Source organism: Streptomyces sp. CB02980 (assembly GCF_014451325.2).
Classification (GTDB): Bacteria; Actinomycetota; Actinomycetes; order Streptomycetales; family Streptomycetaceae; genus Streptomyces.
In genome coordinates, this window is record NZ_JACSCH020000002.1 from 98,584 (window position 1) to 119,412 (window position 20,829).

The window sequence follows — 20,829 nt, forward strand, 5'->3', positions numbered from 1 at the left end:
TCCGTCCAGATCCCGGGGAACAGTAACGGCCGGTGACCCCCGTACACCTCATCGGTTCGAGGGCATTACCTCGAAACGGGGATCTTGCTCTTTTCGAGGTTTAACCCGGTGATCTGCGACATTCGGGCCATGTGGCCGAGAGCCCATGGCTCGAACCGCCGTTCCGTCCACTTCCCGTTCGAGAATCGCGTCAACGTTCGGCCCGTCCCCGACGGAGACTTCCGTGCACCCGTTCACAACGGGCGCAAATCGATCTCTCTTGAGACAAACCAGTCCTCTCCGGCTAGATTCGACTTCCAGTCATCTCTCGTCGCTCCAAGGGGTGGGCATGCAGGCCGGCGAACCCGCCGAAGACGAACGGAGAGAAGCGGGGGCCCGCCCCGACCGACCTCTCCCGGCCGGCCGCGGACAGCGGCACGGTCACCCCGGCCCTCGTGCCGTGGAAATCCTGCGGGGCGTTCGTGAGCGCCGCCCTCGGCGTCCACACCCTGTCGTACGCCCCCTCCGCGATCTTCGACTACGCGAGGTAGGTCATGTCGAACGCTGATACCGGAACAGACGCCACCGCCGCCGGGTCCCCTCCGGCGGCCAAACTGACGCTCGTCACCCTGACCGCGATGGTCGTCGGCTCCATGGTCGGCGCCGGCGTCTTCTCGCTGCCCCGGCGGTTCGCGCAGGAGACGGGTGTCGCGGGCGCACTGATCGCCTGGGCGATCGCCGGCTTCGGCATGCTGATGCTCGCCTTCGTCTTCCAGGCGCTCGCGGTGCGCCGCCCGGACCTGGACGCCGGTGTCTACGCGTACGCGAAGGCCGGTTTCGGCGAGTACCTGGGCTTCTTCTCGGCGTTCGGCTACTGGGCGAGCGCCTGCGTCGGCAACGTGACGTACTGGGTACTCATCATGTCGACGATCGGCGCGATCTGGCCGGCGCTCGGCGACGGCGACACCGCCCTCGCGATCATCCTGTCCTCGGCCGGGCTGTGGGCGTTCTTCCTGCTCATCCGGCGCGGGGTGAAGGAGGCCGCCGCGATCAACCGGATCGTGACGGCGGCCAAGGTCGTGCCCATCATCGTCTTCGTCATCCTGGCCCTCTTCTTCTTCGACGCGTCCGTCTTCGCCGACAACTGGGGTGGCGCCGACTACGCCGGCTCGCTCTTCAACCAGGTCCGCGGCACCATGCTCGCCACCGTCTTCGTCTTCCTCGGGGTCGAGGGCGCCAGCGTCTACTCCCGGCACGCCAAGCGCCGCGAGGACGTGGGCCGGGCGACGATCCTCGGCTTCCTCAGCGTCTTCGCCGTCTTCGCCTCGGTGACCATCGTGTCGTACGGCATCATGCCGATGAGCGAGATCGCCGAGCTGCGGCAGCCCTCCATGGCGGGGGTCCTGGAGGCGGCCGTCGGCACCTGGGGCAAGGTCTTCGTCAGCGTCGGCCTCATCATCTCCGTCCTCGGCGCCTATCTCGCCTGGACCCTGATGGCCGCCGAGGTGCTCTTCGTGGCGGCCAAGGACGAGGACATGCCGCGCTTCCTGGGGCGCTCCAGCGGCGACGACGTGCCCGTGCCCGCCCTGCTGATGACCACGGCCCTCAGCCAGGTCGTCCTCGTCGTCACGGCGTTCTCCGACGACGCCTTCAACTTCGCCCTCGACCTGACCAGCGCGCTCAGCCTGATCCCGTTCCTGCTCGCCGCCGCGTTCGCGGTGAAGATCGCGGTGAGACCCGAGCGGGAGAAGGTGGCGGGCCGGAGCACCCGGGCCGAGCTGGTCATGGCCGCCCTCGCCACGGTGTACACGGCGTTCCTGCTGTTCGCGGCCGGGCTCAAGTTCGTCCTGGTCTCCTTCATCATCTACGCGCCCGCGACCTTCCTGTTCGTCAAGGCCCGGCGCGAGCAGGGCAGACAGCTCTTCTCCCCGCGCGAGCTGGTGATCCTCGTCGTCTCGATCGCCGGCGCCGTCATGGGCGTCGTGGCCCTCGCGGCCGGCTGGATCAGCCTCTGAGCCCGCCGCGTCGTCCTCCGACCCGGTCCCCTCGTCACCCCGTACCCGAAAGGCCCCGCATGACCAGCAACGACGCTTCCGCCAAGCCCGCGCTCGGCGTGTACTCCGAGGTCGGACGGCTCCGCAAGGTCCTTGTCTGCTCCCCGGGGCTCGCCCACCGCCGGCTGACCCCGACCAACTCGGACGACCTGCTGTTCGACGACGTGATGTGGGTGGAGAACGCCCAGCGCGACCACGCCGACTTCGTCAACAAGCTGACCCAGCGGGGCGTCGAGGTCGTGGAGCTGCACCATCTGCTCACCGAGACGATGGCGATCCCCGAGGCGCGCGCCTGGCTCCTCGACCGGAAGATCATCGCCAACGAGGTCGGCCTGGGCCTCATCGACGACACCCGCGCCTTCCTGGACTCCGTCGCGTCCCGTGATCTGGCCGAGTACCTGATCGGCGGCCTGTCGACGGCCGACCTGCCCGACGCGTTCCGTTCCGGATACGTCTCCCTGGCCCGCGAGGCCACCGGGGTACGCGAGTACCTGATGCCGCCGCTGCCGAACACGCTCTACACCCGCGACACCACCTGCTGGCTGTACGGCGGCGTGACCCTCAACCCGCTGTACTGGCCGGCGCGGCACGGCGAGACCCTGCTCATGAAGGCGATCTACACCTTCCACCCCGACTACAAGGACGCCACCGTCTGGTGGGGCGACCCCGAGCAGGACTGGGGACAGGCCACCTTCGAGGGCGGCGACATCATGCCCGTCGGCAACGGCGTGGTCCTCATGGGCATGAGCGAACGCACCTCCCGGCAGGCCATCACCCAGGTCGCCGCCTCGCTGTTCGAGAGAGGCGCGGCCGACCGGGTCATCGTCGCGGGCATGCCGAAACTGCGCGCCGCGATGCACCTGGACACCGTCTTCACCTTCGCCGACCGGGACATCGTCACGCTCTACCCGAAGATCATGGACTCGGTCCACACCTTCACGCTGCGGCCCGGCGACAAGGCGCCCGGCGTGGACATCACCGACGAGGGCGGCACCCCGTTCGTGGACGTGGTCGCCAAGGGCCTCGGTCTGCCGAAGCTCCAGGTCATCGAGACCGGCGGCGACGTGTACGCCTCCGAGCGGCAGCAGTGGGACAGCGGCAACAACGCCGTCGCCCTCGAACCCGGCGTCGTCTTCACGTACGACCGCAACACCCAGACCAACACGCTGCTGCGCAAGGCGGGCGTCGAGGTCATCACCATCGTGGGCGCCGAACTCGGCCGGGGGCGCGGCGGCGGCCACTGCATGACGTGCCCGCTGATCCGGGACGCCGTCGAGTTCTGACCACGCGCGAACGAACCGGCCACCCCCGTGGAAGGGATGGCCGGTTCGGCGCGTCACGGGCAGGTCAGCCGGTCGAGTCGGGGCCCGCCAGCTGCTCGGCGAGCTCCCGCTCGCTCTCCTCCGACAGCGAGGTCTTGAGCACGGTTCCGCCGAACTGCTCCACGGCCGCGGCGAACTTGTCCTCGGCGACCGCCGACGCCATGACCACGACGGCGGACGAACCGGGCGTCAGCAGCGACTGGACCTTGTCGCGGAACTTGTTGTCGACGCCCATCTGGTTCAGCTTGCCGATGAGTCCGCCGACGGCGGCGCCCACCACGCCGATCCCCGGCGTGAGGATGATCATGCCGAAGACCATGCCCCAGAGGGCGCCGGCGGTGGCCGAGAGGGCGGCCTCCCCCTTCCTCCTCGCCGGGGTGTCCACATGGGTCTTGCCGTCCGCGTCCACCGAGACGACGGCGAGTCCGGTCAGTTCGATCGCGTGGCTGTCCCCGAGCTTCTGCACCTCCGCGAAGACCCTGTTCGCGACGGCGCGATCGTCGTAGCCGAGGACGATGAGTTCGGACATACGGCTCTCCTCCTGTGTCAGTCCTGGCGTCAGTACCGCTGTGCCTTGGTGAGCCTCGGGGTCAGCACCGGCTCGGGGGGCTGCCGGCTGATCACCAACGGCTGTTGGCGTTCGCCCGGTTCGAGATCCTCCACGCCGACGAACTGCGTCTCGACGACCTTGCCCGAGGGGTCGAGGAAGTCGACCTGCACGGCGTAGGAGGCTTCCTCGTCCGTCGTGTTGGTGATGTTCAGGACGACCGTCAGTACGCCGCCGGTGTCCGCACGGGGCTTGCCGGTCATCGCGACCTCGTTCAGCGCGTTGCCCGGGGCCTTCACGTCCTTCAGCTCGTCCTCGGCCTCCTGGCGCCTGCGCTCGATCTCCGCGCCGATGGACGCCTTGCGCTCGGCCTCCCGTGCGGAGGCCGAGGCCGCCGCCGAGGAGGCGGACGCGCGGGCGGATTCGACCGCCGCCGCGCCCGACGAGGCGACGGAGGAGGGCAGTTCGCCCGAGAAGCCGGCCGTGTCGGGGGCCGTGGGGCGTTCGCTGAAGGCGGGGCCGCCGGTGTCGTCGTTCCCGGTGTCGCAGGACACGAGGCCGGCCGCGCCGAGGGCCGTGACGACGACGGCCGCGGCCGCGCTCACCGCCCGTGCGCGGACCGCCCGTCTCGCGCGCGCCGATGTGGGGTTCACAGGATGCGTCCTCTTCTCGTGAGCGTTCGTCGTACGGTCGGTGTGCGGTCTCGGTGGGTTCGTCGTCAGTAGCGCAGGACGCCGGCGATGCGGCCCATGTCGAGCAGGGTGTCGTCGCGGACGAACTGGACCTCGGCGCCGGTGTCGAGGGCCCGCTCGACGATCTCGTCGACCATGTCGTCCCGTGACCCGGGCTCGGAGGGCTCGGCGGGTTCCAGATGGCCGCCCTCGTCGCGTACGACGGTCCGGTAGTGGTCCTCGACGGCGAGCAGCCGGATCCGGCCCTCCTTCACGGCCTGCCACACCTCGTCGATGCCGCCGGCGAACTCGCGGCGTCCCCGCGCGGCGTCGAGCTCGGCCAGGACGGTGGTCGCCGCGGCGTTCTCGCGGGCGATGCGGGCGGGCTCGACGGCCTCCTGGACCGCGGTGGCCGGACCCTTCGCGAGCCCTCCGTGGTGGACGGGTGTCGCGCCCGGCTGGAGCGGTCCGGTGTCCTCGAGGAGCGCGAGGGCGGCGGGTTCACCGATCACGTACAGCGGGCGCGGCGCCGAGGCGAGGACCGCGCGCAGGGCCGTGTGCGCCTCGCGCAGGAACTGGCGGGTGGCCTCGTCCTGGAAGGTGCTGGGCAGGTCGCCGATGCGCTCCTTGCGCTCCGCGTCCGGGTCTTCGAGGCTGCGGGTGAGCGGGAAGCCGTCCCCGGTGTGCTCGGTGACCCGCTCGGGGCTGCCGCTCCACAGCGAGACGCGGTCGGCCGAGACCGCGAGCGCCCAGGAGGGCTGCTCGGCGGCCTGGGCGGCGACGAGGTTCCGGGTGAGGAAGGTGTCGGCGATGACGACGCGCTCGGGAACCGAGCGGGCCACCTTCCACACGTAGTGCTCCCCCGGGGCCACGAAGATGACCAGGCCGTCCTCGGCATGCGCGAGGTCGGCCTCGGCCACCGCACGGCTCAGCTGGTCCACGACGTCGGCACGCCGTTCGCGGGTCACCGCCGGGTCGTCCTGGATCGCCTTCTCCGCCGCGGCCACGAGGTTGCGGAGCCGTACGGGGTCCTGGGTGTTGTCCGGCTCACGGCGGTGGGTGGGCATCACGAGGGACAGGGCGGGGTACGGGCGGGGCTGTCGCAGCTTCGCGAGTACGTCGCTGCTGAGCGCGGGGTCCATGAGGAAGCCTTCCTGACGAATTCCGGCGGTACCGCGGTGGGGCGGCCGGCTACTGGGGGCCGGCGAGCTGCTCGGCCAGTTCCTTCTCGTCCTCGTCGCTGAGCGAGGTCTTGAGGACGGTTCCGCCGTGGGGCCGCATGGCCACGGTGAACTTGTCGTCGGTGACCTTCGAGGCCATGATCACGACGGCGGCCGAACCGGGCTTGAGGAGGTCCTCCACCTGCTGGCGGAACCGGTCGTCGACGCCGGACTTGCTGATCTTCCCGACGAGGCCGCCGAGGGCGGCTCCGGTCAGGAGTCCCACACCGGGGAGCAGGAAGAGCAGGCCGAAGATGGCTCCCCACACGGCACCGGAGGTGGCGGAGACACCGACGACGCGGCTGTCGGTGTCGACGTGGGTGCTGCCGTCGGCGTCGACGGAGACGATCGCGAGTCCGTTGAGATGCACGACGTAGTCGCGTTGCAGCTCCTGCACCGTGTCGTACGCCTGCCCGGCCACCCGGGGGTCGTCGTATCCGATGACGATGAGCTCAGCCATTCCCGCCTCCTGGGAGAAGGGGCCATGAAGTGTCATCGTGTCCCGATATGTCCACCCTCGCGACTCGGTGTTCCCCTCAACGGGCGTAGGGGATTCACCAGGGCGCACAGCCCCGCGACCCGGCGGCCGGCGGCGGTGGGGGCACCTCCCGCGCCCGAAGGGCTACGGGAGGGCATGCCGACCGACGACGACGCGGCCGGGGGCGCCCCTGCTCGAAGAGCTCGGGGGAGCGGAGCCAGACGCCGCGAGCCCGGCCTGACCGAAAATCCCCCTACGGCCGGTTCAGCGAGGCCAGCTCCACATCGACGGCTTCCCGCAGCAGCGTGCGCGCGTGGTCGATCGCGATGCCGCCGCTCAGCCAGCGCATGCTCAGGCCCTCCAGGAGGGCGGTGAGCCGTTCCGCGGCGGCGGCGAGCGTGGCCGCGGGCGCCATCGGCTGCACCTGACCCAGGAGCGCGGCCACTTCCTGCACCCAGATCAGGGTCGCCCGCGCGAGGTCCTCGCGCAGGACCGGGTCGAAGACGGCACTCGCCCGCAGCTCGCCCCAGGCCGAGCTGTTCTCCCGCACCTCCGGCGTGTCCTGGAGTTCCAGGAGGAGGACCTCGTCGAGCTCCTCGCGGGCGCTGAGGGGCTCCTCAGCGGGGTCGCGCTGCGTGGTGTACCGCTCGGCGCGGTCGTTGATGAACTCGAGCGTGTGCCGCAGGATCCCGGTCCGGTCCTTGAAGTGGTAGTAGATCAGGCCGGTGGAGACCCCGGCCTCCGCGGCGAGCTCCTCCACGCGCAGGCCGCGCACTCCGCGCCGGGCGATCACCCGGGCGGCCGCTTCCAGGATCTGAGTACTGCGAGACGACATGCCCCGAACCCTATCCGCTCCCTTCTTCCGGCCGTCCGGCCGTGGTCCGCGGGCCGGGGAGGCACTGTCTCTCGCCGGCCGATCGCATCATTGACCGAATTTTCAGCCCGCAGGGACCAAGAGCTGCGCGACCGGGGCCCCGCATGCGGCGCCGCCAGGATAGACCCGGGCACGCCCTGGTCGGCATACGCTTGACTGAAAATCCAGTCAGTGCCAGAGTGACGCCACGGCCCACCCCCACTCACGTCCGGGTACTCCGACCGTCTCCGCACGCCGGTCACCCGTGTGAAGCCCAGGCCCGCGAATCCGCCGCGCCGCGCGCGTTTCGTCACGATCCGTCCGCCGCCGCTGGATAGTCTCGCCAGCCCATGATCGGAGCACAGCGTGTCCCACCCCTCTCCCACCCGCCGCACGACCCTGCGCGCCTTCGCCGGCATCAGTGGTGCCCTCGCCTTCGGCGCCGCGGCCTGCGGCCCCGGTGACTCCACGTCGGCCGGTGCCACCGGCGCCTCCACCCGCCCGGTGACCGGCTCGGCCCGCCCCGCCTCCGAGGGCGGCGCGCGCCGCTTCGGCGCCGAGTGGGACAGCCACACCCGCACGTTCATGTCGTGGCCCGCGCTCGCCTCCGTCTGGGGGGACGACCTGCCCTACGTGCGCGAGGACATCGCCCGTATCGCCCGTGCCGTCGCCGGGTACGAGGCCGTCGTCATGATGGCCCGGCCGGCCCAGGTCGCCGCGGCCCAGCGCGCGTGCGGCTCGGAGGTCGAGGTCATCGCGATGCCGGTCGACGACCTGTGGGCCCGTGACACCGTGCCGGTCTTCGTGGAGGACGGCGACGAGCTCATCGGGGTGGACTTCAACTTCAACGGCTGGGGCAACAAGCAGGAGCACACCAACGACTCCCAGGTGGGCCGACTGCTGCTCCGCAAGTACGGCATCCCCCGCGAGGTGGCTCCCCTCGTCGCCGAGGGCGGCTCCTTCGAAACCGACGGCGAGGGCACCCTCCTCGTCACCGAGAGCTCGATCGTCAACGACAACCGCAACCGGGGGAAGACCCGGGACGAGATCGAGGACGAGCTGATCGAGACGCTCGGCGTCGAGAAGGTCGTCTGGCTGGCGGGCGTCCGCGGCGAGGACATCACCGACGCGCACGTGGACAGCCTCGTCCGGTTCACCGCCCCCGGCGTGGTCCTCCTGGACCAGGCGTTCCCCGGCTCTCCCCCGGACTCCTGGTCCCGCTCGGCCGACCAGGCCCGCTCGGTCCTGGAGAAGGCGACCGACGCGCGGGGCCGGCGCTTCGAGATCATCGACCTGCCGCAGCCCGACCTCGACCGGATCACCGGCGAGGGCGACGACTTCGTGTCGACGTACGCCAACTTCTACGTCGCCAACGGCTCGGTCTTCATGCCCAGGTTCGGTGACCGGGCGGCCGACGACCGCGCCCGGGGCATCCTCCAGGAGCAGTTCCCCAAGCGGGACGTCGTGCAGGTGCAGATCGACACCATCGCGTCCGGTGGCGGCGGCATCCACTGCGCGACCCACGACCAGCCGGGCAAGCCCGCCGCCTGACCGCCCGCCCCCTTCGCCACCTCTTCCCTCGCCCTCTTCCTTCCTCCCCTCTTCCCTCTCCCCTCTTCCCTCTTCCCTCTGGAGCACGTGCGTGTCCGTCAAGCGACGTCAACCACGGTCCCCCGGCGGGCCGCTGAGCGTGGGACTCGTACTCCTGGCCGTCGCGGCGGCCGCTCTCTGCGGGCTCTGGCTCCAGTTCGGCGAGCGCCAGGACCTGGACACCCGCTACACCGCCGGAGGCCAGGCTCCCGACCGGATCGACATCGACGCCTCCGTGCAGCGCGTCGACGCCGGCGGCCAGGAGCTGGTCCTGCGGGTCCTCGTCACTCCCCGCGGCGAGCTCGCGGAGGCGGGCGGCATCTCTCCCGCCGAGAACCTGACGCTCCAGACCTCGTCGTCCGTACGCGGGGACCTCACGTTCCCGGCCCACAGCCGGATCGCGACCGTCGACGTGCCCGTCACGCTGACCGGCGGCCCGATCACGGACTATCCGTTCGACGCGTACGAGACGGACATGGAGTTCGGCGCCGTACAGGGCGGCGAGAGCGTCCCCGTACACATGACGCTCACCAACCGGGACGCCCTGTTCTCCCTCGCCGTCGACACCTCGGAGATCAAGGGTGCGGCCGTGTTCTCGGCGGAGGTGGCCCGCTCCCGCAGCGTGCTCGTCTTCTCCGTGTTCATGATGCTGGCGATGTGGGCGCTCGCCGTCGCCGTCCTCATGGGCGGCCGGCACCTCGTGCGGCGGCGCATGGGGCTGACCTGGCCGGCGCTCGGCTGGATGGCGGCCACGCTGTTCGCCCTGGCCGCCTTCCGGAACACCGCCCCGGGGGCGCCTCCCATCGGCAGCCTCCTCGACTACCTGGCGTTCTTCTGGGCCGAGACGCTCATCGCGTTCTGCGTGGTCGTGGTGGTCGTCCGGGCCGTACGGGCGGAGGACCCGCCACCACCGCGCGGCGCGTCCGGCTCCTGACGCGAAGCCGGACGTGGGCAGCCTGTGCCGGCCGTCCCGTGACGCGGCCGGACGGCGCCGCCGTCTGCCCCACACGGGCGGGTCTCGCGCGGTCTGCGGAGTGTTCGCACCGGGTCGCCCACCCGCCCGGACATAGTGCGGGGCATGACGCACACCCCCCTGTCCCCGCGCACGCGCACGCGTGCGCGATCCCGCAGAGCTCTGCTCTGCGCAGCCCTCCTCGCCCTCACCGTCCAGACGACGGCCGTGGCACCCGCGCTCGCCGGGGGTCCCGGCGGCCGCGGCGGGTCCGACTGCGTGCGGACCGAGGGCCACCTCGACGGGAAGGCCCGCAAGGTCCTGGACATCACCCGCAAGGCCAAGAAGGACCTCCGGCTGAACGCCGTGCAGGTGCGGGTCACGGTCGACGGGCGCGAGGTCCTCACGGACGCGCTCGGCGAGTCCATGACCGGCGTCCCGGCCGAGCCGGGCATGCACTTCCGCGCCGGCTCCGTGGCCTTCGCCCACATCTCGACGGCCCTCCTCAAGCTGGTCGAGGAGCGGCGGGTCCGGCTCGACGACACCGTGGAGCGCTGGCTGCCCGACCTGCCCAAGGCGAACCGGATCACCCTGCGCATGCTGGCGTCCAACACCACGGGCCTCCACGACTACGTCACCGACCCGGAGTTCCTGAAGGAACTGGAGGCCCACCCCTTCCGGGCGTGGACCCCCGAGCAGCTGGTCGCGTATCCGCTCCGCCACTCCTTCTGGTACGAGCCGGGCACGAGCTGGAGCTACTCCCACGCCAACTACGTCTACCTGATCGAGGCGCTCGAGAAGATCACCGGGGTACGGATCGACCGCCTGGTGAGGGAGAAGGTCACGGGGCCGCTGGAGCTCAGGAACACGCAGAACAACTTCACGCCCGAGATCCCGCGCCCCGTCCTGCACGCCTTCACCTCGGACCGCGGCCTCTACGAGGAGTCCACGTTCTGGAACCCGTCGTGGACCACCGCGCCCGGGGCTGTGATCACCACCGACATCTGTGACCTGGCGCGCTCGGCGCAGGCCATCGGCAGCGGCGAGCTCCTCTCGCCCCGCTCGTACCGCACTCTGCTCAACCCGGGCACGGTCGGACTCGGCGGCGGGACGGCGACCTGTCCCGCGACGATCTGTCTGAAGCAGACCGAGGCGGCGCACTTCGGTCTCGGCGTCATCGTGGTCAACGGCTGGATCCTGCAGAACCCGTCGTTCTCGGGTTACGCGGCCATCCAGGCGTACCTTCCCTCCAAGCGTCTCGCCATCGCGGTCTCGGCGACCAAGACGGCGACCACGCCCGACGGCAACCAGGCCGAGGTGGTCGCCGAGCGGATCGCGGCCGCGCTCGCCCCGGGGGACCCGCTCGCGATCGGCTGATCCCCGGACCGCGCCGCCCGGACCGAGGCTCCGCCGCCCACCGGCGGAGCCTCACGGCCGCGGCCCTTCGAGCACGGCGACCGATCTGAGTAGCGGTACTCATGGCCCGGAGCGGGGCCGGGCGGGACCATGGCGCCAGGGTGTGAACGGGCTCGGAGGGGGCGGCATGAACAAGGTCGTGGGTGTGTTCGTGGCTGCGGGTCTCGCGGTCGGCGCGCTGGTTCTGGCGTACGCGGTGGGGGTGCCGCCCGGCACGGTGCTCGCCGTGGGAGCGGGTGCCCTCGGACTGCTCTGGCTCCTGCTGCTCCTCACCGCTCCGTGGAACCTGTACTTCCGCGCGCACGCGGTCCTCGCCGAGATCGCGCTCAGCCGGGAGAAGGGCATCGTCGTCTCCGAGGAGCGGGACACCGAGGCACGGCGCATCGCGCGCGTGATGCTGCGGGCCGCGGTCGCCGGGCACGTGGTGACGGCCGGCGTGGCGCTCGCCGTGGCCGCGGCGACCGGCCGCGAGGCGGGCTACTGGTTCGCAGGGTTCTTCCTGCTCAGTACGTTCTTCAGACCGGCCGGGGCGTACTTCGGCCAGCTGCGGCGGAGGCTCGGCGTCCTGCTCAGGGACGTGACGTTCCCGCGTGACGACGTGGTGGCGCTGACCGGGCGGGTCGCCGCCCTGGAGAGCGGGGCCTCGGTCCTCGACAGCAAGGCGGAGGAGCAGTACCGGGCCCTTGCCGAGCTGCGCCGTACGGTGGATGCCGTCGCGCTCTCCTCGCATCAGCGGGCCGACGAGACCGACCGGAGGATCGCCGCGCTGGCGCGGGAGTTCGAGTCGACGGTGAACCGCCTCACCGACAACGAGGAGATCATCACCGGCCTGAAGGCCTTCCTGCGCCTGCTGCGGGCCACCGACGTCGCCGGAGGCTCCGCCGCTTCGTGACGTCGCGGCCTCGCTCGACGGTCCGGCTCGGCCCCGGCACCGGCTCGGCCCCGGCACCGGCTCGGCGCCGGCGCCCGCTCTGCACCGGCACCGCACCGCACCACGCGCGCGTACCCGCGGTTCTCACACCGCGCCCGGCGCCGCTGTGTGACCGGTGTTACGGACCAAGATCCGCCGGGTTGACACAGGTGTAACGGTCATTTCGTACGGTCGGGGCTCGAACGGTTCCACAGAGAGGCGCCCCGGTGACCCGACAGGACACGCCGACCCCCCGGGCCGGTACGGCCGGTCCGCCCGACCAGGTGCGGACCGTCTGCTCGTACTGCGGCGTGGGGTGCGGCATGCTCCTCGACATCGGCACCGGGCCCGACGGGCGCCGTACCGTCCTCAAGGCGACGGGCGACAAGGACCACCCCGCGAACCGGGGACGCCTGTGCACCAAGGGCGCCACCACCGCCGATCTGCTCGCCGCCCCCGGACGCCTGGCCACCGCGCTCGTACGGGAGGAGCGCGGTGGCGATCCCGTCCCGGCCGACACCGACCGGGCCCTCACCGAGACCGCCCGCCGGCTGCGCGCGATCGTGGACGAGCACGGGCCCGACGCCTTCGCGCTCTACGTCTCCGGCCAGATGAGCCTGGAGGCCCAGTACCTCGCCAACAAGCTCGCCAAGGGCTTCATCGGCACCAACCAGATCGAGTCCAACTCGCGGCTCTGCATGGCGAGCGCGGGCACCGGCTACAAACTGTCCCTCGGCGCCGACGGCCCGCCCGGCTCGTACGACGACCTCGACCGGGCCGATGTCTTCCTCGTCATCGGCTCCAACATGGCCGACTGCCACCCCATCCTGTTCCTCCGCATGATGGAGCGGGTCAAGGCCGGGGCGAAGCTGATCGTCGTCGACCCCCGCCGCACCGCCACCGCCGACAAGGCCGACCTCTTCCTGCGGATCAAGCCCGGCACCGACCTCGCGCTGCTCAACGGGCTTCTGCACCTGCTGCACGAGAACGGCCACACCGACCCCGGTTTCGTCGCCGCGCACACCGAGGGCTGGGAGGCGATGCCCCCGTTCCTCGCCGACTATCCGCCCGCCGCCGTCGCCCGTGTCACCGGGATACCCGAGGCCGACATCCGTACCGCCGCCGAGTGGATCGGCACGGCGGGCGAATGGACCAGCTGCTGGACCATGGGCCTCAACCAGTCCACCCACGGCACCTGGAACACCAACGCCCTGGTCAACCTGCATCTGGCGACCGGAGCGATCTGCCGCCCCGGCTCGGGCCCCTTCTCCCTGACCGGCCAGCCCAACGCGATGGGCGGCCGCGAGATGGGCTACATGGGCCCCGGGCTCCCCGGCCAGCGCTCGGTCCTGGTCGCCGAGGACCGGGCCTTCACCGAGGAACTCTGGGACCTCCCGCCCGGCACGCTCCGCGAGGACGGCTCCGGGCAGGGCACCGTCGACCTCTTCCGGCGCATGGCGGACGGCGAGATCAAGGCCTGCTGGATCATCTGCACCAACCCGGTCGCCTCCGTAGGCAACCGCGGCACCGTCGTCGAGGGCCTGCGCGCCGCCGAACTCGTCATCACCCAGGACGCGTTCGCCGACACCGAGACCAACGCGTACGCGGACGTCGTCCTGCCCGCCGCCCTGTGGACCGAGACCGAGGGCGTACTGATCAACAGCGAGCGCAGCCTCACCCTCACCCGGCCGGCCGTCGACCCGCCCGGAGAAGCGCTCGCCGACTGGCGCATCATCGCCCGTATCGCGTGCGCGATGGGGTACGAGAAGGCGTTCTCGTACGACAGCGCCGAGGAGATCTTCGAGGAGATCAGGCGCGCCGGGAACCCCAGGACCGGCTACGACCTGAGCGGAGTGTCGTACGAGCGACTGCGTGGCACCCCCGTCCAGTGGCCGGCCGCGAGCGGAGGTCCGGCACGGAACCCGATCCGGTACGTGGAGGGGAACGGCGACGGGCGAGGGAAGGGACCCGTCTTCCCGACCGCGAGCGGCCGGGCCGTCTTCCACGCCCGGCCGCACATCGACCCCGCCGAAATGCCCGACGACACCTATCCGTTCGTTCTCAACACCGGGCGTCTGCAGCACCAGTGGCACACCCTCACCAAGACCGGAAGGGTTCCCAAGCTCAACAGGCTCAACCCGGCGCCGTTCGTCGAACTGCACCCAGAGGACGCCGCGCGGCTCGGCATCGCGCAGGGCGACCCCGTGGAGATCGCCTCGCGGCGCGGGAAGGCCGTGCTGCCCGCCGTGGTCACCGACCGGGTGGCGCCGGGGAGTTGCTTCGCGCCGTTCCACTGGAACGACCTCTTCGGCGCTGACCTGTGTGTCAACGCCGTGACCAACGACGCCGTCGACCCGCTCTCCTTCCAGCCCGAGCTGAAGGTCTGCGCGGTGGCGCTGGCGAAGGCCGCGGTCCCGGCGCGGACGAACTCCGCGGTCCCGGCGTCGGCCGCGCAGGCCCCGGTGGTCCCCGTGGTCCCCGTGGTCCCGAAGGTGGTCATCCCGAGCGGCGGCCCGCCGCCCGGTCCCGCGGCCGCCTTCGGCCTCGACCCCACCCCGCCCCCCGTCCTCTCCGCCGAAGAACGGCAGTACCTCGTCGGTTTCCTCGCCGGTCTGGAGTCGGGCGCACCAGGGGTGCCCGTCCTGCCGCCCGGCGCACCCTTCCGGGAGGATCACGCGCAGTGGGTGAACGGGGTGCTGGCCGGCCTGTACTCCCGCGCGCCGCAGGCCGCTCCCGCCGGTGGCGCGGGCGCGGCGGGACGCGAGGTCGTCGTGCTGTGGGCCTCCCAGACCGGCAACGCCGAGGACTTCGCGGCCGCCGCAGCCGAGCGGCTCCTGTCCGCGGGGCACCGGGCCGCGCTCGCGGGCATGGACCAGACCGACCTCACGGCGCTGCCGCCCGCCGCCGACCTGCTGCTGATCACCAGCACGTTCGGCGACGGGGACGCGCCGGACAACGGCTCCGGCTTCTGGGACGCGCTGGCCGCGCCCGACACCCCGCGCCTCGACGGCCGCCGCTATGCCGTACTCGCCCTCGGGGACTCCTCGTACGGCGACTTCTGCGGGCACGGGCGGCGTCTGGACCAGCGCCTGGACGAGCTCGGGGGCGTCCGTCTGGCACCCCGTACCGACTGCGAACCGGACTACGAGACCTCTGCCCTCGCCTGGCTCGACCAGGTCCTGGCCGGGCTGTCCGACGAGCCGAAGGCACTGTCCACGGCACCCGCCTACGCCCCGGCGGCCGTCTCCGCGTCTTCTCCCGCACCGGCCACGGCCCGTCGCTCCGGCCCGGTCGCCACCCCCGCCCGGCTCGTCGGCAACCGGCTGCTCAGCCTGCCGGGCGCGGGCAAGGAGGTCCGGCGGTTCACCTTCGACACCAGCGAGAACGGGGCGCCGCTCGGCTACGAGAGTGGCGACGCGCTCGGCGTCCATCCGGTCAACTGCCCGGAGCTCGTGGCCGAATGGCTGGCCGTCACCGGTCTCGACGCGGACTCCCCCGTGGACCTGCCCGGCCAGGGCCCGGTGCCCTTCGGCGAGGCCCTCCACCGCCACCTCGACATCACCCGAGCCACGCCCGCGCTCCTCGGCTTCGTCACCGAGCGGACCGGCGACCGCGATCTCAAGCGACTCCTCCGTCCCGACAACAAGGACGGGCTCGCCCAGTGGACATGGGGCCGGCAGGCCGTGGACATCCTCGCCGAGCACCCCGTGCGCGCCTCCGCGCAGGAGTGGGCCGAGCTCCTGGGCCGCCTCAGGCCGCGCCTGTACTCGATCTCCTCGAGTCCGCTCACCGACCCCCATCAGGTGTCCCTGACCGTCTCCGTGGTCCGCTACGAGAACCGTCGCGGGCACCCCCGCAAGGGCGTCTGCTCGCCGTTCCTCGCCGACGCCGAACCCGGCGCCCCCGTCCCCGTGCACGTCCAGCGCGCCCCGCACTTCCGGCCTCCCGCCGACCCCTCGACCCCGATGGTGATGGTGGGACCGGGCACGGGTGTGGCGCCGTTCCTCGGCTTCCTCGACGAGCGCCGGGCGCTCGGCCACCGGGCCCCGAACTGGCTCTTCTTCGGCGAGCAGCACCGCGCCACGGACTTCTACTACGAGGAGGAGCTCGCTGCCCTCCTCGCCGACGGCACCCTCGACCGCCTCGACACGGCCTTCTCCCGCGACCAGCGCGCCAAGGTCTACGTCCAGGACCGGATGCGCGAGCAGGGGCCGCAGCTGTGGTCATGGCTCCAGTCCGGCGCGCACTTCTACGTCTGCGGTGACGCGGCCCGGATGGCGAAGGACGTCGACCGTGCGCTGCGCGACATCGCCGTGACGCACGGCGGGCTCGACGAGGAGTCGGCGGGGGTGTACGTCAAGCAACTGGCCGCCGACAAGCGGTACGTGCGAGACGTGTACTGAGAGGTGAACCGAGCCGTGGACCGAGGCCCACGGTTCGGGAGACGAACGGGCTCACCCGCCGTCGGCCGCCCGGCGCTCCGCAGCCGTCCGCGCCCCCCGGTCCGTCAGCCAGCCGACGACCTCGTCCGCCTTCTCGGCGCGGGCGATGTCGAGCGGGGTGAGGTCGTCCCAGCCGATCCGGTCGATGTCCGCACCGGATTCCAGGAGCCGTACGGCGACGGCGAGCCGGCCGCCCTGGCAGGCACCCCAGAACGCCTGGTCGATCTCCTCGGGCGAGGGGGCGGGGTCGGCGGCGAGGCGGAACTCCACGAGGTCGAGGAGGCCGAGGGTCGCGGCGTCCTGGAAGGTGGGGCGGGCGCCGAGTGCGAGCAGCCGACGGGCCGCGCGCCACTGTCCGAAGGCGCGGGCGTCGGCCAGCGGCGTACCGCCGGCGATGACCGCTCCGTCGGCCTCGATGTCGGCTCCGGCGGCGACGAGCGCGTCGATCATCGGGACGTCGTCGTTGCTCGCCGCCCAGTGCAGGGGGGTCTCCCGGTGGGCTCCGGTGAAGCGGGCGGCCGGGTCGGCCCCGGCCTCGACCAGGACGGCGACGGTCTCCGGGCCGCGCGGCCGGTGTCCTGGCCAGTCGGTGGCGAGGTGCAGCAGGCTCCGGCCGCCGGGCCCGCAGCCCTCCCGGTCCTCGACGACCCGGGCGCCGGCCAGGCCGGGGTGCTCGGCGAGCAGCCCGCGCAGGGCGTCGAGGTCGCCGGTGACGATGGCCGCGGTGACGGCGACGGCCACCGGATCCTGGGAGCTGAGCGTACGTGGATTCGGCATGCCGCCAGGGTGCCGCACCGGGGAGGGCGGCGCACGGACCGGGCCCGAGGCGGGGCGCACGGACCGGCCCCGACCTGCACGTCCGCGTCCGGAGGCGGCGCGCACCGGCCCGACCTGCGGTCCCGTGCCCGGGGTGGTACGGGGGTCCGGCCGGAGCCGGTTCACCCGCTTGCCGGTCCCCAGCTTGACGCTAATGTCGATGTATAGGCGACATGTGCCTCCTGCGTCCCGCACTCATCAGGCGGCGGGAAGGCGGAGTACGGAAGGAGCCTCCCATGACCCGTACATTGCGGGGCGCGATAGCCCTGGCCGGAGCCACCGCCCTCTGCCTGGGCGCCGTGGCGACCAGCGGGGCCGTCCAGCCGGGCGCGGAGTCGGCACGGCAGGACGTGAGGATCGGCCTGCTGCTGCCGGAGAGCAAGACCACGCGGTACGAGAAGTTCGACCGGCCGTACATCGAGGCCAAGATCAGGGAACTGGCGCCCGACGCCCAGATCGACTACTACAACGCCGCCGAGAGCGCCACCACCCAGCAGCAACAGGTGAACACCGCGCTCGCCAAGGGCGACAAGGTCCTGATCCTGGACGCCGTGGACGCCAAGTCGATCCAGTCCTCCGTGCAGAAGGCCCATGACGCGGGCGTGAAGGTCGTCGCGTACGACCGCCTCGCGCAGGGCCCGGTCGACTCGTACGTCTCGTACGACAACCGCAAGGTGGGTGAGCTGCAGGGCAAGGCCCTCCTGGACGCGCTCGGCGACAAGGCCGCGAGCGGCCAGATCGTGATGCACAACGGGTCGCCGACCGACCCGAACGCGGCGGAGTTCAAGGCCGGCGCGCACTCGGTCCTGGACGGCAAGGTCAAGATCGGCAAGGAGTACGACACGCCGAACTGGGACCCGAACAACGCCAACCAGCAGATGTCCGGCGCGATCAGCGCCCTGGGCAAGGACAACATCGTCGGTGTCTACTCGGCCAACGACGGACTGGCGGCCGGTATCGCCACCGCGCTGAAGTCGGCGGGCATCAACGTGCCGCTGACCGGCCAGGACGCCCAGCTCGACGCGATCCAGCGGATCCTGCTCGGCACCCAGACGATCACCGTCATGAAGCCGTACAAGCCGGAGGCCGACATCGCGGCCACGATGGCGGTCGACTTCGCCGAGGGCAAGCCGCTGCCGTCCGATCTGGTACCCACCACCGTCACCAGCGGCAGTGGCCAGAAGGTCCCGGCCAACCTGCTCACGCCGGTCGTGGTCGACAAGACCAACATCAAGGACACCGTCGTGAAGGACGGCCTGTACACGGTTCAGGAGATCTGCACGCCGACGTACGCCGCTGCCTGCAAGGAGGCCGGCCTCCAGTAGCGGTACGGCGTTTCCGTCCCGGGCGCTTCGGCCCGGGACGTCCCGCCCGGGCGACTGCGTCCCGGCGGGGCCCGGTCCCGCGCGAGCGGGCGAGCGGAGGAGGCGGTTCCTTTGCCGGAGCCACCCGTGCTCTCACTGCGGGGGATCTCCAAGCGGTTCGGCGCGGTCCAGGCGCTGAAGGACTTCGACCTGGACGTGCACCCCGGTGAGGTGGTCGCGCTGGTCGGCGACAACGGCGCCGGCAAGTCGACCGCCGTCAAGTCGATCGCCGGGGTGAACCCGCCCGACGAGGGCGTCATCACCTGGGAGGGGAAGCCGGTCAGCATCAACCGGCCGCACGACGCCCAGAACCTCGGAATCGCCACCGTCTACCAGGACCTGGCGCTGTGCGACAACCTCGACGTGGTCGCCAACCTGTTCCTCGGCCGGGAGCTGCGGCGCTTCGGCGTGCTCGACGAGGTCCGCATGGACCAGCGTGCGCGCGAGCTGCTCGACACCCTGTCCATCCGCATCCCGAGTGTCCGCATCCCCGTCGCCTCCCTCTCCGGCGGTCAGCGCCAGACGGTGGCGATCGCCCGCTCGCTGATCGGCGCGCCGAAGGTCGTCATCCTGGACGAGCCCACCGCCGCCCTGGGCGTGGAGCAGACGGCCGAGGTCCTCGACCTGGTCGAGCGGCTCCGCGAGCAGGGCCTCGGCACCATCCTGATCAGCCACAACATGGTGGACGTGATGGCGGTCGCCGACCGGATCGCGGTGATGCGCCTCGGCCGGAACAACGGCTTCTTCGACAAGCGCTCGACGACCACCGAGGAGATCATCTCCGCGATCACGGGGGCCACCGACAGCGCGGTCACCCGCCGCCAGGCCCGTAAGCGGGAGCAGGAGGAGGAGCGATGAGACGCGACCGAGGCCGCGGCCCCTCCGGCGCCGACGACGCCGGCCAGGAACCGGCACCGGGTGCCGTGCCCGCCGTCGACACCCGTCTCCTCGTCCGCGAGGAGGGCATCAAGGGGTACCTCGGCGAGTTCCGGCGCAAGATGCGCAGCGGCGAACTGGGTTCGCTGCCCGTCGTGCTCGCCGTGATCATCATCTGGACGGTCTTCGGCAGCCTGAACAGCACGTTCCTCTCGGCCCAGAACCTGTCCGACCTCAGCCAGCAGATCGTCGGCACGGGCATGATCGCGGTCGGGATCGTCTTCGTCCTGCTGCTCGGCGAGATCGACCTCTCCGTCGGCTCGGTCAGCGGTCTGTGCGCCGCGATCTTCGCCGTGCTCAACGTCCTGAACGGCATGAACGAGTGGCTCGCGCTGCTCGTCGCCATCGCGGGCGGCGCCGCCGTCGGGCTCATCCAGGGGTTCTTCTTTGCGAAAGTCGGCGTACCGGCGTTCGTGGTGACCCTGGCGGGAAACCTCGCCTGGAACGGACTCATGCTCCAGGTGCTCGGCAGCAGCGGCACGGTCAACATCCCGAGCGAGAGCATCGTGTCCAAGCTGTACTCGACGATCTACCACAGCCCGGCGGCCGCCTATGTGACGGCCGCCGTCGGAGTCGGGCTGTTCCTGACGGCCTCGCTCCTGGACGCCGGGCGCCGCCGGAGGGCCCGGGTGCCGTTCCGTCCGATCGCCGAGATCGTCCTGCGGACCGTCGTGATCGCGGCCCTCGCGTTCGCCACGGCGTACATCCTCAACCAGTACCAGGGTCTGCCGCTGGCCCTGCTGATCTTCCTGATCGTGCTGGTGCTGCTGGACTTCGTGCTCCGGCGCACCACGTACGGCCGCCGGATCTTCGCGGTGGGCGGCAACATCGAGGGCGCGCGCAGGGCGGGCATCAGCGTGCCGTTCGTCCGGATGTCCGTCTTCTCGATCGCCGGGACCATGGCGGCGGTCGGCGGCATCTTCCTCGCCGGGCAGATCCAGTCCGCGAGCCAGACCTCCGGCGGCGGCAACCTCCTGATGAACGTGATCGCCGCGGCCGTCATCGGCGGTACGAGCCTCTTCGGCGGCCGCGGCACCGTCTGGTCGGCGCTGCTCGGTGCGCTGGTGATCGGCTCCATCCAGTCGGGCATGAACATCATGGGCGTGAGCAACGCCGTCCAGTTCATGATCACGGGTTCGGTCCTGCTGGCCGCCGTGGTCGTGGACTCCCTGTCCCGCCGCACCCAGAAGGCGGCGGGCAGGGCGTGACCGGTCGGGTGTGGCCGGCTCGCGTGGGGCCGGTGCGCGTGGGGCCGGTCCGCGTGGGGCCGGTCCGCGTG

The 20,829-nt window shown here is 71.5% G+C and carries 17 protein-coding genes; 11 read left to right on the forward strand and 6 right to left on the reverse strand.

Features of this window, described 5'->3' with window-relative positions; translation table 11 throughout:
• The first annotated feature begins 302 nt into the window (after window positions 1-302).
• The 3 genes from E0F75_RS40665 to E0F75_RS04165 are packed head-to-tail and all read left to right on the forward strand — an operon-like array spanning window position 303 to window position 3,316.
• Window positions 303-530 (forward strand): Na+/H+ antiporter NhaC family protein, encoded by a 228-nt coding sequence (locus E0F75_RS40665; protein WP_374115374.1) that lies wholly within the window; start codon window positions 303-305, stop codon window positions 528-530.
• 3 nt (window positions 531-533) lie between these two features.
• A complete protein-coding gene (locus E0F75_RS04160; protein WP_187621093.1) occupies window positions 534-1,994 on the forward strand; it encodes a basic amino acid/polyamine antiporter in 1,461 nt (486 codons plus the stop codon).
• A 59-nt stretch (window positions 1,995-2,053) separates the two neighbouring features.
• Window positions 2,054-3,316 (forward strand): arginine deiminase, encoded by a 1,263-nt coding sequence (locus E0F75_RS04165; RefSeq protein WP_187621094.1) that lies wholly within the window; start codon window positions 2,054-2,056, stop codon window positions 3,314-3,316.
• Between the two features lie 64 nt (window positions 3,317-3,380).
• Here the strand turns inward: E0F75_RS04165 and E0F75_RS04170 are convergent, their stop codons facing one another.
• From E0F75_RS04170 to E0F75_RS04190, 5 genes are all read right to left on the reverse strand, one after another.
• Window positions 3,381-3,884, reverse strand: coding sequence for a DUF1269 domain-containing protein (locus E0F75_RS04170; protein WP_187621095.1), 504 nt, complete (start codon window positions 3,882-3,884; stop codon window positions 3,381-3,383).
• Between the two features lie 29 nt (window positions 3,885-3,913).
• Window positions 3,914-4,555 carry an FxLYD domain-containing protein gene (locus E0F75_RS04175; protein ID WP_187621096.1) on the reverse strand — a complete coding sequence of 214 codons (642 nt, stop codon included), beginning with the start codon at window positions 4,553-4,555 and terminating at the stop codon, window positions 3,914-3,916.
• 65 nt (window positions 4,556-4,620) lie between these two features.
• Window positions 4,621-5,715 (reverse strand): chemotaxis protein, encoded by a 1,095-nt coding sequence (locus tag E0F75_RS04180; RefSeq protein WP_187621097.1) that lies wholly within the window; start codon window positions 5,713-5,715, stop codon window positions 4,621-4,623.
• Window positions 5,716-5,764: 49 nt separating this feature from the next.
• Window positions 5,765-6,253 (reverse strand): DUF1269 domain-containing protein, encoded by a 489-nt coding sequence (locus E0F75_RS04185; protein WP_187621098.1) that lies wholly within the window; start codon window positions 6,251-6,253, stop codon window positions 5,765-5,767.
• 271 nt (window positions 6,254-6,524) lie between these two features.
• A complete protein-coding gene (locus E0F75_RS04190; RefSeq protein ID WP_187621099.1) occupies window positions 6,525-7,106 on the reverse strand; it encodes a TetR/AcrR family transcriptional regulator in 582 nt (193 codons plus the stop codon).
• A gap of 384 nt (window positions 7,107-7,490) precedes the next feature.
• Here E0F75_RS04190 and E0F75_RS04195 point away from each other — a divergent pair, with 384 nt between their 5' ends.
• From E0F75_RS04195 to E0F75_RS04215, 5 genes are all read left to right on the forward strand, one after another.
• Window positions 7,491-8,675, forward strand: coding sequence for an agmatine/peptidylarginine deiminase (locus E0F75_RS04195; RefSeq protein ID WP_187621100.1), 1,185 nt, complete (start codon window positions 7,491-7,493; stop codon window positions 8,673-8,675).
• A gap of 91 nt (window positions 8,676-8,766) precedes the next feature.
• Entirely contained in the window at window positions 8,767-9,648 is an 882-nt protein-coding gene (locus E0F75_RS04200; protein WP_187621101.1) for a DUF4436 domain-containing protein, read from the forward strand.
• 144 nt (window positions 9,649-9,792) lie between these two features.
• The gene (locus E0F75_RS04205) at window positions 9,793-11,043 is read left to right on the forward strand and encodes a serine hydrolase (RefSeq protein WP_187621102.1); all 1,251 of its coding nucleotides are present in this window, start codon (window positions 9,793-9,795) and stop codon (window positions 11,041-11,043) included.
• Window positions 11,044-11,209: 166 nt separating this feature from the next.
• Entirely contained in the window at window positions 11,210-11,974 is a 765-nt protein-coding gene (locus tag E0F75_RS04210) for a hypothetical protein (protein WP_187621103.1), read from the forward strand.
• A gap of 341 nt (window positions 11,975-12,315) precedes the next feature.
• Window positions 12,316-16,395 (forward strand): bifunctional nitrate reductase/sulfite reductase flavoprotein subunit alpha, encoded by a 4,080-nt coding sequence (locus E0F75_RS04215; RefSeq protein WP_194480167.1) that lies wholly within the window; start codon window positions 12,316-12,318, stop codon window positions 16,393-16,395.
• A 51-nt stretch (window positions 16,396-16,446) separates the two neighbouring features.
• On the opposite strand, the gene E0F75_RS04220 is transcribed toward E0F75_RS04215, so the two are convergent.
• A complete protein-coding gene (locus E0F75_RS04220; protein WP_187621105.1) occupies window positions 16,447-17,211 on the reverse strand; it encodes an ankyrin repeat domain-containing protein in 765 nt (254 codons plus the stop codon).
• A 275-nt stretch (window positions 17,212-17,486) separates the two neighbouring features.
• On the opposite strand from E0F75_RS04220, the gene E0F75_RS04225 reads away from it, so the two are divergent.
• The 3 genes from E0F75_RS04225 (at window position 17,487) to E0F75_RS04235 (ending at window position 20,758) form a co-directional block, all read left to right on the forward strand.
• Complete coding sequence (locus E0F75_RS04225; RefSeq protein WP_187621106.1) at window positions 17,487-18,575, forward strand: substrate-binding domain-containing protein; 1,089 nt, start codon at window positions 17,487-17,489, stop codon at window positions 18,573-18,575.
• A 111-nt stretch (window positions 18,576-18,686) separates the two neighbouring features.
• On the forward strand, window positions 18,687-19,472 hold the full coding sequence (locus E0F75_RS04230; RefSeq protein WP_187621107.1) for an ATP-binding cassette domain-containing protein: 786 nt from the start codon (window positions 18,687-18,689) through the stop codon (window positions 19,470-19,472).
• Window positions 19,469-20,758 carry a sugar ABC transporter permease gene (locus E0F75_RS04235; RefSeq protein WP_187621108.1) on the forward strand — a complete coding sequence of 430 codons (1,290 nt, stop codon included), beginning with the start codon at window positions 19,469-19,471 and terminating at the stop codon, window positions 20,756-20,758. Before E0F75_RS04230 ends, E0F75_RS04235 begins: the two co-directional genes overlap by 4 nt.
• Window positions 20,759-20,829 lie beyond the last annotated feature (71 nt).

Excerpts from the sequence above, each read along its gene's own strand:
- E0F75_RS04160 (WP_187621093.1), top strand. The coding sequence starts at position 534 with ATGTCGAACGCTGATACCGGAACAGACGCCACCGCCGCCGGGTCCCCT.
- E0F75_RS04165 (WP_187621094.1), top strand. The coding sequence starts at position 2,054 with ATGACCAGCAACGACGCTTCCGCCAAGCCCGCGCTCGGCGTGTACTCC.
- E0F75_RS04170 (WP_187621095.1), bottom strand. The coding sequence starts at position 3,884 with ATGTCCGAACTCATCGTCCTCGGCTACGACGATCGCGCCGTCGCGAAC.
- E0F75_RS04180 (WP_187621097.1), bottom strand. The coding sequence starts at position 5,715 with ATGGACCCCGCGCTCAGCAGCGACGTACTCGCGAAGCTGCGACAGCCC.
- E0F75_RS04185 (WP_187621098.1), bottom strand. The coding sequence starts at position 6,253 with ATGGCTGAGCTCATCGTCATCGGATACGACGACCCCCGGGTGGCCGGG.
- E0F75_RS04190 (WP_187621099.1), bottom strand. The coding sequence starts at position 7,106 with ATGTCGTCTCGCAGTACTCAGATCCTGGAAGCGGCCGCCCGGGTGATC.
- E0F75_RS04205 (WP_187621102.1), top strand. The coding sequence starts at position 9,793 with ATGACGCACACCCCCCTGTCCCCGCGCACGCGCACGCGTGCGCGATCC.
- E0F75_RS04210 (WP_187621103.1), top strand. The coding sequence starts at position 11,210 with ATGAACAAGGTCGTGGGTGTGTTCGTGGCTGCGGGTCTCGCGGTCGGC.
- E0F75_RS04215 (WP_194480167.1), top strand. The coding sequence starts at position 12,316 with ATGCTCCTCGACATCGGCACCGGGCCCGACGGGCGCCGTACCGTCCTC.
- E0F75_RS04220 (WP_187621105.1), bottom strand. The coding sequence starts at position 17,211 with ATGCCGAATCCACGTACGCTCAGCTCCCAGGATCCGGTGGCCGTCGCC.
- E0F75_RS04225 (WP_187621106.1), top strand. The coding sequence starts at position 17,487 with ATGACCCGTACATTGCGGGGCGCGATAGCCCTGGCCGGAGCCACCGCC.
- E0F75_RS04235 (WP_187621108.1), top strand. The coding sequence starts at position 19,469 with ATGAGACGCGACCGAGGCCGCGGCCCCTCCGGCGCCGACGACGCCGGC.